The organism is Novipirellula aureliae (assembly GCF_007860185.1).
Classification (GTDB): Bacteria; Planctomycetota; Planctomycetia; order Pirellulales; family Pirellulaceae; genus Novipirellula_A; species Novipirellula_A aureliae.
The window spans coordinates 324818-338305 of the sequence record NZ_SJPY01000006.1; the positions used below are offsets into that span (position 1 = coordinate 324818).

Genomic DNA, 13488 nt, shown 5'->3' on the forward strand with positions numbered 1-13488 from the left:
CCTTGCGAGGCCTGTGGTGAAAGCAACCATGCTTTCGCCAATTTAGTCAGACCGTATGAGTAACTAGCTAAAAGTAAAAATCAAATCTAACGTCATGTTGAAGCCGAAAACCTATTGAGCAGGCTCTTCTTCAGTCGTCGGTTGGAAAAAAGGACTGTTCTCACCATTGAGATAGCTGTAGTCCTCTCCTCCGGTTGACGTATTCGGTTTTGTGGGTGGCACGGATGTGTCGACCGATGCATCGGTCGTGGCTTCACCGGATCCTGTATCGTTAACGATTACTGGCAATTCATTATCGGCGATCCAGTATTCGATCATCCGGCCTTGGACCATCTTGATCATTTTGAAACCGTTCTTTTTCTTTTTCTCGGGCTCGGGGGGTGCTGCTGCTGGTAAACCAATCGTTCGCACCTGCGGTTCGTTCTTTTTGTTGCGTAGCGATTCTTGAGCTGCTTGGTAGTCGGCGATCCAGCTTACGAATTCTTCCGCCGCTTTACTGGGCCCGTCTTTCTGGACCGCTTCGTCGTAATCGCCCGGGTTGCCGAGCGTCAAGCGGATCTTGCCCAGTTCATTCGCATACGTCCATGCGTCGACATCGCCTGCGTGAATCAGTAGTTGTATGGTCCGTGCGTTCTGGACGCGGTCCTCGGAATCGGTAACTCGTTCAGTCTTTCCGTCGATCGCGAAAATGCGAACCCCGTTGATGACGGTCTTGGTCATTGTTTGGGGGATCACTTCGCTTTTCGTGAAGTAAGCCATCACGTTGACCCGGTCACCCGGTTGGACCAAGTTCGAGATACTATTTTCGGCATCCGCTCGCATCGATACCACTTGGAACCCCATCGGGATCGTGGCCATGTTGTTATCCATCAACTTGACTGGCATGACCGGTTCGCCGACGTAGAATTTTTGTTTCGCGTACTTGCCTTCGAGCAAGGCCAGATCTCCGACAGAGCCTTCGGGAATGCGGTCAGCCGGCCAAGGTTCAAGCCTGATTTTTTCTGGTGTTACCTGTTCGCCCAAATCGATTGCCTTGGCAGCCACAAAAATTTCGACGGTCGCGGTCGTTCCTCCAACCGTTGAGCGAGCTTGCATCCATTGGCTAATGCCAATCGCTGCAACTGTTCCACAGACAATGGCAAGCAGCAGAATAAGTGATTTGTTTCGCATGGCTTCAATTCGGTCCCAACAGGGAAACAGTTTGCGGAGGAAGTCGGTCGAGTAAAACGAAAATTCGAATCGTCGGACCGATCCTATTCATAGGGGTATTCGGAGGAAAGCAATGTATCACTGCAACCGGTAAATTCGGCAGCTCACGAACTACGTGACTCGCCGACCTGTCCTATGCTTTCTGTCTCGCCTAACCGGCAGATCTTGACCCCCGTGCGTGCGGTGCTTAGGTAGACTGGGGCGACCAGCGGCAGCCCCGGCATCCAACGAATGAATGATGGCAAACTCGTTCCTCGTTTCTTGCTGGGTCGGCGCCGTTTTCGAAATTTGCTCCTTGACCGAGCCTCCGACGGGCGACCGCAGTATCGACTACACCAATAGGCCGGCGATGGCGAAGTAGGCGATGGAGCCGATTGCCATGGGAATGCCGTAGGGCAGTAATTTCATCGTCGGTTTTCGTTCGCGGGCAATTTCCGCCAATTTGGACGGTTTTCGGACCGTTTTCCATTCGTTCAGGATTTGGTGAGCCATGGCGTAATGCTTTTGCCATTGTCCGCTAGCCATAATCATGAAGACTGCCATCACGCCACCGACAATTGCCGTCGCTGCGAAGGCCCACAAAGTCGTAATCGTTCCAAGCCAAGCACCGACTCCGGCGAGCAGTTTCACGTCACCGGCTCCCATGCCGCCGACATTACGAAGGACCAGCAGCAGCATCATGCCGACCATCGTTCCGAGTAGGCTGTAACCGAGTCCGGCAAAACCCGAATCGAGTGTCCAGTGAACCCAGCCGCAGATGATGAAGGGGAACGTCAACCAATTTGGGACCTTCAAAATGGCTCCGTCGATGACAGCAGCCACGATTAGAACCGCCGTAACGAACCAAACGGTCCAATGCTCGACCATGCCTTGAAGTAAAGTATCCATTGTTTTGTAATCCCGTGCGAAATATCTGTTAGGTGAGCCAATGAACGATCCAGCGGATGGTTCAAACGAATTTGGTTGTGGAGGTGGAAGCTTACGCCACTCCTATGGTTAGCGTGGGCCGATCATCCAACTAAACATTGCGAATAACAACGTTACGAAGCAGCAAGAGATTTGCCATGCGTAGGCGGCCGCATCAGCGGGTAGTAGTGGGTAGTTCATGGTTGGGGTCTCGATCAAATAGGTTCGAGCGATCGATGGAAATTCTTATCGAATGCAAGGAAATTCGCGCAAGCCCGCCACAGATCGATCGATCTGCGACGGGCATTGCGACGAATTGAGTGGGTCAATGGATGCATAAACGCAAACATTGAGCAATCGGAACTTAAGATCCGGCTGCCATCGAGTCAGCAACGTCTTTGAAACGAGCTTCAGCGTTCGTTCCAAGCGTACCAACGGTACCGATACAAACAACAACGATCAACGCAAGCATGACGGCATACTCAACAGCAGTTGGGCCATCTTCTTCTTGCAAAAACTTGACGATACCTTCAGCGAAATTCTTCATGTCTCTCTCCTCGCGAGTGAGATGTGGGGCGACTAATTTTAACGGTTAGTCACACTCCACGACGGTGGACTAAGTGAAGACCAATTCGAAAATGAATCAATCCTTCACGAAGTGCAGGTTCGTCTCCGACTTTCGTCTAACGCGCCTTGGCGTTTGAACTGCGAACTTATCGAAAAGAACTTATCGAAAAGCCCTTAGCGCAAACGTTTCCCTCGGCAACCCGGCTTTCCTGAAGCAACCGTTTGAAACTCAAGCGAACCCGAGTCAAACGATCCCTTGCGGATCCGTAGCTTTGCGTCCCGTCCTCTCGAACGGTTTGCCTTTGTCAGGGAGCAAATCTGACCGACCGACCAGAACAAACACACGCATGTTTGTCTATCGACCGGCAGCGGATCGAACTCCGATCCGCACACTCTTTCTACTTTGAAAGTACGACACGAATCGAGGCAGTCAAAAAAATAGGGGCTGCGAACCGTTAACGATTAGGTAAAAAGCCCGCTCGTAGCGGTTGTAGCGATTGTGCAGTCGATTACGGCTTGTCGCTCGTTCACATCCGCGTTCATGTCAACCGACTCATGAAAACAGGTACACTGATGGAGTGACAATCCCTCAAACGACGAGATTTCTCCATGCATGATGAAACCGACTGGCGGCAAAAACTTAGCGGATTTGCAGGCAATGACCCACCGACGCTGATTGCCATTTGCGATGCTTTTCTCGAAGAAGTCCCGATCCTAATTCGCCAAATTCGTAGCGGTTGGGAAGACCCTAAGGACGAGAAAACGCTTCAAGTCGCCGCCCATACGCTCAAGTCCTGTTTCCGCTACGTCGCCCCCGATTCGGATATCGAACGGGCGGCGGAGTTTGAACGAGGCGCCGCCAATCCTCAAGCAATCGAGCCAGAGCGACTGGAGCAACTTGAAGCGATTGCAGCTCGTTGGTGCGAACTTGTTGGAGAACTGAGAGCAGAAACCATTGCGGCCCGAGAGTAGTCGATTGTCTCTTGTCGCCGCATTGCTGGCGGTCTCCGATCGGGTGACGCAGACGTATACCAACCGCGGCGCCCGGTCCGAATCGTGCTGTGCCCTTCGCTCGAATTCGACTGCCGCTACCTGTAGCATTCTCCGCGAACAGCATCTATCATTGATGGGTGAGTTTGGCGTACTTGACGCCGTTTCAATATCAAAGAGAGAGATAAGATGATGCTTCGAGTGTTCTGTGTCGCCATAGCGATGATCACGTTTTCAAACGTTGCGGATGCGAAACTGCGTGCCCTGATTGTGGACGGCCAAAATAACCATGCGGTTTGGCCGAAATCAACCATCATGATGAAACAGTATCTCGAGGAGACGGGACTGTTCGAAGTTGACATCAATCGCACCGTGTACACCTGGAAAGGTGACCGTGAGGCCGCGTTTTTGCCGCTTGCTGGTGTCGGCGAAACGGAAGACTTGAAGCAGCCCAAGCCGGATCCAAACTTCACGCCAGCGTTTGAAAAATACGATGTCGTGATTTCGAACTTTGGTTACAAAGCAGCCAATTGGCCCGAGTCCACCCAGCGCGCTTTGGAAGAGTATATGGAAAATGGTGGTGGTTTCGTTTCGGTCCATGCCGCAGACAACTGCTTCGGCCAATGGGATGAGTACAACCGAATGATTGGCCTCGGCGGATGGGGGGGACGAAATTCAGAAAACGGCCCGTATGTCTATTTCACAAATGAAGGGGAATTGGTTCGCGATGATTCCCCCGGAGGCTGCGGTAACCATGGTCCGCAACATCAAATTCCGATTACGGTTCGCGTCAAAGATCATCCGATCACCAACGGATTACCTGACCAATGGTTGACGGCGAAGGACGAATGCTATGCCATGCTTCGTGGTCCAGCGGAAAAGATGACGATTCTAGCTACCGGAAAAGATAATTCTGGCAGAGCACCGACCGATCGGCATGAACCGATTTTGATGGTCATCGACTATGGCAAGGGCCGGACCTTCCATACGACGCTCGGCCATGACGACTACTCATGCGAGGGTGTTGATTTCATTGTCACATTCACTCGAGGTGTCGAGTGGGCAGCGACAGGCAAAGTGACGCAGTCCGTCCCAGAGGACTTCCCAACAAAGGACAAAGGTTCAAGCCGCAAATTCACCGTGAAGTAGCCTTGCCCGCATGGGGGTGTTTGCCGCTTGGCATTTGCCCACTTGTCGATTTCGAATTTAAAATGATTTCGGAAGTCCCGGAAATTCATTCTCCATGAATGGTAATGACCAGAGTACGGCCACGCGCTCGGTCGCGGTGTTCGCAGAGGTAGATTCCCTGCCAAGTCCCCAGCGATAAACGTCCATTTGCTATCGGAATCGTTACGCTCGATCCCATCATAGAAGCTTTGACATGGGCGGGCATGTCGTCGCTTCCCTCGAGGGTGTGCACGTAAGGAAGCGATTCGGGGACAGCGTGATTCATCGCGGTTTCGAAGTCGATTCGGACATCGGGATCCGCGTTCTCGTTAATCGTCAGCGAGGCACTGGTGTGTTGAATAAACACGTGCACCAATCCGACACGAATCGAGGCCAATTCGGGCACTGCATTGACGACGTGTTGAGTCACCAGATGGAAGCCACGGCTAAACGCTGGAAGCCGCAGTGTTTGCTGGATCCACATAACCCGTTAACTCCTTCGGGGGATAGAATGTCGAGTTCAGAGAAATTTTTTTTTCATCTCTTACAAGTGTTTCATTTTGACACGGCTTTTATATCTTCCAAGTTGGCTTGTCACCCCCAATAACGGCCAGTCGTCTACCTATTTTAACAAATCGCTGGATAGGCAGCCCTCTGGGCCAAACACGGTAAGTCTTGGCCCCCTTGACAACCGGCCAAGCACCTTGCCTGAAAGTACCTTTATTTCGCATGATTGACGATAACTTCGCGGATGAGCGGGTTTTGCTCTCCTGGAAAATAGAAAACGGGGCATGGGGCGAGCGAATCTTCGCACAATTTTCTTGACTCTTTTGTGAATACGTCAATAATCAACCCGTAGCAGCACAACGTCGTCCTTTGGATTTGGACATTTGACAATAAGATACTGGCAGGTGAACAGGATCGGCAGGATCGATTAGAACACCATTGGGAGCAGAGAAAAAAAGCATGAGTCATTGCAAGAACGTATTCGAGGCAATTCTGCGTTATGGTCACGATGAGGATTTCGTTCCTCACGAGGACGAGCAGTTCGAGGCGACGGACGCCCCAGCGGGCAGTCGTGAAAAGATTGAAGTATTGCGACGTCGCGTTGAACTTGGACAGCCTCTATGGCACACAACTGACCGTGTTGACTACAGCGGTCTAACGGGAGCGATTCGACCTCGCGAGTAAGGTCGATTGCCGAAGTGATGAAAGAAACGGTCTGCTGAGTTTGTTCAGCAGGCCGATTTTTTTTTGGGGGGGGCGCGTTTCGTCTTCGGATATTCCGAAAACTTAAAGTGGAAGTCCAGGCTTTAGCCGATTCACACCTCTTAAATCGCCTAAAGGACATCGATTGTATTACTGACGTAGTGGGTCTTGTTAAAGATCCATCGCGCCCGGGATCTTTGACAAGTTCCACTACCAAGTTGCGACAAATCCGTCAGCAATACAATCGACGTCCTCAAGGCTAGACTACAACCATTGCGGCGATGGCGGCCGCAATCACTCTGTCTGCGGCTTCGTGTTGTCTGTCGACGCGATCCACACTACTCAGTTGAAACCTCGTCGAGACGACATCCTGTACGGAATCATCCCGGCGACGAACCGCGATAAAGATGACGCCGTCTTGAATTGACGGTGCATTCGGGCCAAGGTGTCCAGTGACCGCGACGGCTAACTTCGCTTCCGGCGTTCGGTTAAGTACGCCGACTGCAAGTTCCGTGGTCACCTCGGCACTCACCGCTGAATGGCGTTTCAGTTGCTCTTCGTCGACGCCGAGCCAGCCAACTTTGGTTGCTTCGCGGTAGACAACAGCCGATCCGCATAGCCATTTCGAAATCCCTGGAACAGCCGCAAGGGTTGCGGAGACAAGTCCTGCGGTACAGCTTTCCGCAAACACGATCGTTGTCTTCGTCGCTTCGAGCAACTCAGCAAGTTGTGTGGCAGGTTGCAAATTGCGTTGTTCTATTTCCATTGCGTAATTCTTCCATCCTAGCTGCGTGACGGTGGTTTCCTGCGATTGATTTTGGCATCTTGCGTCGGACTTGGAAAGGCAACGAAGTGACGCGAAACGCTAGCGAACAGCACCCCCAGAGCCAGCCTACTTGATCGAACAAGAAGATGGTGACAAAGTACTCAATAGTGAATGCGAAATCCCCGGATCCTTTATGTCCGATAATCAATCCTCGGTGGATGCTGATGAAGTGGCTATTGTTTCTAACGATTCTCGTCGGTTTCCTGCTTCGAGCCCGAGCGATCGAGTCGGCGGTTGACTTGCTCGACCAAGAGAACGCTCGTTCGCTCACGCCGCTCGATCGAGAGAACTGTTTCTTCGATCCCGATGCGGAAGTTTTACTTTTCGCTGGCAAAGATCGCCTGCCAGGCCGTGCGGGCATCGATGACGACTTCAATGGCATCGTTGACGATCTGTCAGAACTCGGGGCGATTTACGGTGATGACATCTGTTTGACGCCAGCGGATGCGAACTACAAATCGATCCGAGAGGGCAGCCTGCCGTGGCGAGTGATCAGCGTCGGGGCATGGGTCAAATCCTGAGCCGATTTTGAGCAAACGAACCTGTGCTCCTGAGTCCCAACCGCCGTTTGGGGTTTGGTCTATGAAGGTGGTTTTCCAAAAGGCAACCTCCAAGTTATTCTCATTGCAAGCGACGCAGGCCTGGCCTACTAACCCGCAAAAGGCCCCCAGGTGTCCTATCTGTCGCAGCCCACTTGTCTTGCCTCGTGCTTTGAGCCACGATTGACGCTTTCCGAGTTTGATTTCTCTCGATAAGCGACTGCATCATGATGACTCCCAAGCAATTCTTTCAGAGTTCTTCTCCTCGTTCCTTCTTCTCCTCAATGGCGAGGTCGCCAGAGCCAACGTCCCGTGCGAAGACCGCTTCACGACTTAGCCGTCGGCGGCGGTTGCTGGTTGAGCAACTGGAGGATCGCCGAGTGCTCGCTGCGGCAATCGATTTGGCATCGATACAAGGACAAGTCTTCAAGGATATCACTGGCAACGGCTACAACGCTGGCGAAGAGGTTTCCGGTGCCAACGTTTCCCTCTACCGCGACAACGGAGACGGTGTCTTTGACAGCGGCACGGATACCTTAGCGACCGATGTCAGCAGCGGCACCGATGGCCGGTACCAGTTTTCTCGGCTAGACGCTGGTTCCTACTTTGTGGTTCAACCGGCGCAATCGGTCGACGGACGGACCTTGCTAGAAGCGGTTTCAAATCGGATCGATATTAGCACGGATGCTGTCCAGGGGATCATCGTTGATAAAATCGATAGCTTTGATGAAACCGAACAAGTCGTTCGCGATACGACCAACGACGGCATCCCGGTCACATCGTCCGTTGTGACAGCGGCGGGCGAAACGATTGGCGGCGAGCGAGATCTGTTTGTCAACAAGACGAGCGTAAACGGAAGCGTTCAATTAAGCGTCGATAATCCGCTTTTACCTGACCGGCTAACCTTTGACTCCGATCTCAATGGTGACGGCGAACGCCGTGTCAGTTGGGATGGGCTGGACGGTGATGCGACGGTCATCGACGATACTGGCTTGGAGGGGATCGACTTGACTCGCGGCGGAACCGCCTTGGGCGTCCGTTTACAAGTTGGTGCGTTCTTTGGTGGTGGAACGGCAACGATACGATTTTATAGTGACGACGGCGATGACACGACCGCGTCTCGCTTTAGTACCGCAACGTTAGCGATTCCAGAGACGGGCGGCGAACCGACTGCGGCTGAATTCATCGAATTTAGCACCCTGCAAGCGGGCGACGGAGGTGGTGGTGCTGCTGACATGACAAGTATCGGTGCGATCGAACTCGACATCAGCGGTACGATCAACGCCAATGGTAGCGCTGAACTGGTTGGCTCGATCGGGCCAACGGTGTTCACTCAAGATTTCGTCAATTTCCAATCAGCCAACTTGTCATTGAGCAAGACGGTGTCGGTAGCAAACCCAACCGTGGGCCAGAATGTCACGTTCAATCTAACCGTCGATAACGCGGGCCCCGATTCAGCCACCGGCGTTCAAGTGACCGATCTCTTGCCTCCTGAGTTTGCTTTCGTCAGTAGCAATCCAACAGCCGCCTACAACTCGACCACGGGCGTATGGACGGTTCCGTCGATCCCATCGACGGGGTCTCAGTCTCTATCGATCGTCGCGACCGTTGTATCCGCCGATGCCAATGGCAATGCAGCCGAAATCACGGCGTCCGATCAATTCGATCCGAATAGTACTCCCAATAACGGAGCCAATGACGAAGACGACTATGCCACGATCACCGTATCTCCCCAAACGGTCGATATCGTCTTGACCAAGACGATTGATAATGCCGCACCCAACGTTGGCGATACCGTTACCTTTGTCGTGACGGTCGTAAACCTGGGCCCTTCGGCGGCGACTGGCGTTTCGGTTCACGATCTCTTGCCCGCTGGTTTGTCGTTTGACACGAATGCGCCGTCACAAGGCGTTGTGACGTCACAGGGAATGTATGACCGCGCCAGCGGGATTTGGGAGGTGGGAACCGTCGAAGTGGGGGAGGCGAATGCAGAAACCTTGACGATGGTGGCCACGGTGACCGCAGCGGGCGAGCGATCGAATGTTGCCGAAGTGATCACGATCGATCAAACCGATACGACAAGCACTCCTGGAAATGGCGACCCGGATGAAGATGATCAAGCGTCGGTCGTGTTCAACACGCCTGTCGTCGACCTGTCGATCACCAAAACGGTGACCAACCCCACGCCGAATGTGGGTGAGAACTTCAGTTTTGTTATCCGACTCGATAACCAGAACGCTTCGACAGCGACGGGCGTACGGGTGACGGACATCATTCAGACGCCGATCGAAGTCATCTCGTCGAGCACCAATGACGGCACGGTTTACGATCCTTCGACCGGAGTTTGGGAGGTCGGCAACGTTGCAGTCGATGAGAATCCAGAGCTAACCATTATCGCTCGCATTAACTCACCCACCCCTGTCACCAATACGGCTAGGATTTCAGCGGTTGACCAAGCCGATGCCGATACGGCGGACGATTCGGCAACGGTGAGCGTGACACCAAAATCGATCGATTTGTCGCTGACAAAGAGTGTCGACAATGCACGTCCCGTTGCAGGCGAAACGGTCGTGTTCACGGTGGACGTTGCCAATGCCGGACCGAGTGACGCCACGGGGGTTGTCGTCGCAGATACGTTGCCTGCAGGCTTGACCTTGGTCTCCGCCGACACCACGACCGCGTCCGGTGCCGCTACGACGGCGGAGTATATCCCCGCAAGCGGACGATGGATGGTTGGCACCGTGACGCCGACGGAAATCCAACGTTTGATTTTGACAGCGACCTACAACGCTACTTCACAAGTAACCAACACCGCCGAAGTGATCGCCGCGAACGAGTTCGACGTTGACAGCCAACCGAATAACGATATTCCTGGTCAAGATGACCAAGACTCGGTGGTTTTGTCCCCCGCAACCGCCGATTTGTCACTTACCAAAACGGTCGACAACGGTGTCCCCAATGTCAACCAAAGCGTCGTCTTTACGATTGTGGTGTCCAATGGAAATAATGATCCGGCATCCGGTGTGGTCGTCCGTGATCTGCTGCCGAGCGGTTTGGAGTTTGTCGGCATCACGCCTGACACGGCCGACTATGACGCGTTGAGTGGTGTTTGGACGATCGGTGATTTGGATGCCAATTCATCGGCCACGTTACAAATCGAAGCGATCCCACGGTCGAATCAATTGTTTAATAACGTCGCGGAAATCATTGAGGCGGACCAATTCGATCCCGATTCGCAAGTCAACAACGGCGACCTCGATGAAGACGATCAAGATGAAGTGCAAATCCAGCCTCAGCAAATTGATTTGTCGTTAACGAAAACGATTGACAAAGAACGACCCAATGTTGGCGAAGAGGTTGAGTTTCTTTTGACCGTGTCCAATGCAGGACCAAGCGATGCGACGGGTGTGTTTGTCACCGATTCGTTTCCTGCAGGCGTCGAGCTTGTCAGCGCAACACCAGGCCAAGGGGGCAGTTTTAACACAACGAGCGGCCAGTGGAACGTTGGCGTCGTCCGAGCCAATCAATCCGCCACGTTGACCTTGATCGGTCGCATTACCGACGTCGGTTCGTATACCAATTCAGCGGAGGTCACCGCTGCGAACCAATTCGATATCAACTCGACCCCTAGCAACAATGATCCAGATGAAAACGATCAAGCGAGTGTCGACTTTCGTGTTCCTGTCGCCGATCTATCAATCTTGAAGACCGTGTCGAACGCAAATGCAAATGTCGGCGAAACGGTTGTCTTTCGCGTCGAGCTGACGAACGATGGCCCTGATGCAGCGACCGATGTGGTTGTGACTGACATCTTGCCCTTGGGAACATCGTTTGATGGGGTCAGTTTTGGTGCGGGTGAGTATGATGCAACGACCGGAATTTGGGATGTCGGTACGGTCCCAGCCGATTCGATGGTGACGCTCAATATCTCGGCCATTGTCGATTCGATCGGCGAAAAAGTTAACGTGGCCCGAGTGACTCGGGTGAACGAGTTCGACCCCGATTCCATTCCTGGGAACAACGACCTGAGTGAAGATGACCAGGATCAAGCGATCGTAACGCCTCCAATGATCGATCTGTCGCTTGAAAAAACAGTCGATGTCACCCGCCCCACTCTCGGACAACACGTTGAGTTCGAGCTGACGATTCATAACGCTGATCGCAGCAACGCCACTGGAGTCATCGTTACGGATGCTCTACCCGATGGTTTGCGTTTTGTTTCGAGTGTTCCTGCGGGGCCCGCGTACGATCCAGTCACCGGACAATGGCAGGTGGGTGAACTCGACGCGAACGCATCGAAAACACTCCAAATTGTCGCCGAGGTCACGTCGGTCGTTGCAGCGACGAACCTAGCCGAGGTGACGGCGGCGGATCAGACCGATTTCGATAGCACACCCGATAACGCAAACACAGCGCCAAATGAAGACGATACCGCTTCGGCAACCATAACGCCCGCCAGTGCCGATTTGTCTCTGACAAAGTCCGTTGACAACCCGATTCCCAATCGAGGATCGGACGTGACGTTTACATTGAATGTGGCGAATGCGGGTCCCGATACAGCGAGCGATATCGTGGTCGCGGACCCGCTACCAGGCAACTTGTCCTTCGTCCGCATTACCCCTGACACCGCGCTTTATGATGAATCGACTGGTCGCTGGACCATTCCGACGATTGCCTCCGGGCAGAGTGCTTCGTTGCAAATCACGGCGACCGTGAATGCGGCTGTCGAGATAACCAATACGGCCGAGATTGTTCAATCGAACCAATTCGACCCCGATAGCACGCCAAACAATCAAGATGCTGATGAAGATGACCAAGCATCGGTCACATTGTCGCCACAGTTGGTCGATTTGGCTTTATCAAAAATTATCGACGAGCCACGGCCAAATGTGGGCGACGCGATCGAGTATACCCTAACGGTTTCCAATTCCGGGCCATCTCCTGCGACCGGTGTCGAGGTGACCGATCGATTGCCGTCGAATGTTCTTTTCGATTCGTCTCGTCCAAGTCAAGGTGCCTACAATTCAGCGACCGGGCTATGGACGGTGGGAAATATCCCACTCGATGTCACTCCTACCTTGGTCATTCGAGGGTTTGTTCAATCGACGAGCGGTGAAACGAACACGGCGGAAATCAGCGCGTCCGATCAACCCGATAGCGATAGCACACCGGGGAATGATATTGCAGGCGAAGACGATCAAGCGTCCGTCGCCTTTGTCACCCGCAGTGCCGATCTGTCGCTAAGCCAAACCGTTGAACCTCAAACGCCTGATCAAGGCGATCAGGTCACCTTCACGATTCGAGTCGACAACTCGGGCCCCGATACAGCGACGGGCGTCGTCGTCACCGATCGATTACCGACGGGACTCAATTTCATTTCCGCATCACCAAGTGACGATTACGATGCGGTGTCGGGGAGATGGAATGTTGGCGAGATCCGCAAAGATGGGCAAGCCGTTTTAACGATCGTTGCTGAATTGACAAGTATGAATGCGGCGACCAACCAAGCGTCAATCACGGCCAGTGATGTCTTCGATCCCGACAGCACGCCAGGGGTCGATCATCCGACCGATGATGATATGGCATCGGTCACGGTTACGCCCAACCTGGTGGATGTGTCGGTTAGCACGACGGTCGACAACGACGCGCCGCTTGAAGGCGATTCGATCGAGATCGCGATCACGGTAGCAAATGCTGGGCCTGCGACAGCAACAGGCGTCGATGTACGTGCCTTCATCCCCGATGGCCTGACAATCCAAAATGTCGAATTGGATCAAGGTAGCTATGATCCAGTCACCGGGATTTGGAGTGTGGGGACGATAGCAAAGGACGCGATGCCAAGATTGCTAGTTACAGCGATCGTCGACACACAAGGCGTCAAGCAGATCAACGTGGAAGTGATTGCAACCGATCAATTCGACGTCGATAGCGATCCCGACAACAACGTCGAGGATGAAGATGACCAAGAGGAACTTGTCATCCGCGCACCAAGAATTTTAGGGAAACGATTGTTCTTGGCGCGTTAGTGTTAGAAACCGTAAGTTCTGTCCGTTTTGTGAGCCGACGGCGCTAGCC

At 53.2% G+C, this 13488-nt stretch carries 10 protein-coding genes and 1 riboswitch; of the genes, 5 read left to right on the plus strand and 5 right to left on the minus strand.

Features of this window, described 5'->3' with window-relative positions; genetic code table 11:
* Positions 1 to 111: 111 nt before the first annotated feature.
* The 3 genes from cpaB to Q31b_RS18955 form a co-directional block, all read right to left on the minus strand.
* The gene (cpaB, locus tag Q31b_RS18945; protein ID WP_146601217.1) at positions 112 to 1170 is read right to left on the minus strand and encodes a Flp pilus assembly protein CpaB; all 1059 of its coding nucleotides are present in this window, start codon (positions 1168 to 1170) and stop codon (positions 112 to 114) included.
* A 369-nt stretch (positions 1171 to 1539) separates the two neighbouring features.
* The gene (locus Q31b_RS18950) at positions 1540 to 2097 is read right to left on the minus strand and encodes an A24 family peptidase (protein WP_146601218.1); all 558 of its coding nucleotides are present in this window, start codon (positions 2095 to 2097) and stop codon (positions 1540 to 1542) included.
* A 382-nt stretch (positions 2098 to 2479) separates the two neighbouring features.
* Positions 2480 to 2662 carry a Flp family type IVb pilin gene (locus Q31b_RS18955; RefSeq protein WP_146601219.1) on the minus strand — a complete coding sequence of 61 codons (183 nt, stop codon included), beginning with the start codon at positions 2660 to 2662 and terminating at the stop codon, positions 2480 to 2482.
* A gap of 211 nt (positions 2663 to 2873) precedes the next feature.
* A riboswitch (cyclic di-GMP riboswitch) is annotated at positions 2874 to 2993 on the minus strand.
* 298 nt (positions 2994 to 3291) lie between these two features.
* On the opposite strand from Q31b_RS18955, the gene Q31b_RS18960 reads away from it, so the two are divergent.
* Together Q31b_RS18960 and Q31b_RS18965 are read left to right on the plus strand one after the other, a co-directional pair.
* Positions 3292 to 3654: an Hpt domain-containing protein gene (locus tag Q31b_RS18960; protein WP_146601220.1), complete on the plus strand. Its 363-nt coding sequence runs from the start codon at positions 3292 to 3294 to the stop codon at positions 3652 to 3654.
* A gap of 207 nt (positions 3655 to 3861) precedes the next feature.
* A complete protein-coding gene (locus Q31b_RS18965) occupies positions 3862 to 4821 on the plus strand; it encodes a ThuA domain-containing protein (RefSeq protein WP_146601221.1) in 960 nt (319 codons plus the stop codon).
* An 85-nt stretch (positions 4822 to 4906) separates the two neighbouring features.
* On the opposite strand, the gene Q31b_RS18970 is transcribed toward Q31b_RS18965, so the two are convergent.
* A complete protein-coding gene (locus Q31b_RS18970) occupies positions 4907 to 5323 on the minus strand; it encodes a secondary thiamine-phosphate synthase enzyme YjbQ (protein ID WP_146601222.1) in 417 nt (138 codons plus the stop codon).
* A gap of 482 nt (positions 5324 to 5805) precedes the next feature.
* Here Q31b_RS18970 and Q31b_RS18975 point away from each other — a divergent pair, with 482 nt between their 5' ends.
* Positions 5806 to 6030 (plus strand): hypothetical protein, encoded by a 225-nt coding sequence (locus tag Q31b_RS18975; RefSeq protein ID WP_146601223.1) that lies wholly within the window; start codon positions 5806 to 5808, stop codon positions 6028 to 6030.
* 277 nt (positions 6031 to 6307) lie between these two features.
* On the opposite strand, the gene Q31b_RS18980 is transcribed toward Q31b_RS18975, so the two are convergent.
* Positions 6308 to 6814 carry a CinA family protein gene (locus Q31b_RS18980; RefSeq protein WP_146601224.1) on the minus strand — a complete coding sequence of 169 codons (507 nt, stop codon included), beginning with the start codon at positions 6812 to 6814 and terminating at the stop codon, positions 6308 to 6310.
* Positions 6815 to 7038: 224 nt separating this feature from the next.
* Here Q31b_RS18980 and Q31b_RS18990 point away from each other — a divergent pair, with 224 nt between their 5' ends.
* Entirely contained in the window at positions 7039 to 7395 is a 357-nt protein-coding gene (locus Q31b_RS18990) for a hypothetical protein (RefSeq protein WP_146601225.1), read from the plus strand.
* Between the two features lie 245 nt (positions 7396 to 7640).
* A complete protein-coding gene (locus Q31b_RS18995) occupies positions 7641 to 13439 on the plus strand; it encodes a DUF11 domain-containing protein (protein WP_146601226.1) in 5799 nt (1932 codons plus the stop codon).
* The last annotated feature ends 49 nt before the right edge of the window (positions 13440 to 13488 follow it).